The following is a 237-nucleotide window of genomic DNA, read 5'->3' on the forward strand; positions in this document are numbered from 1 at the left end:
CTTCAATGAATTAGAAATAAAAGAAAATAAAAGAAAAGCTTACAAAGCATTGAAAAATCAAGATAAGGAACAAGCCCTTGCTCTTCTTTCACAAACTCTTGAACACAAAGAAAGTGAAGAAGATGATAGTTCTATAAAACGACGTCTTATCGTCAATGATGTGACCGTAGAAAAGCTAGGCGAATTGTTGAAAGAAAACCCCCGTGGTCTCTTAATGGTGTGTGATGAACTGACTGG

Annotated in this window: 1 protein-coding gene; it reads left to right on the forward strand. The window is 35.9% G+C overall.

Features of this window, described 5'->3' with window-relative positions:
* The coding region (locus ACFIML_RS09275; protein WP_375688046.1) for a DUF3987 domain-containing protein at positions 1-237 on the forward strand (237 nt) is incomplete at both ends.

Origin of the sequence: Bartonella sp. AC62GZZY (genome assembly GCF_042196525.1) — a bacterium.
Lineage (GTDB): Bacteria > Pseudomonadota > Alphaproteobacteria > Rhizobiales > Rhizobiaceae > Bartonella.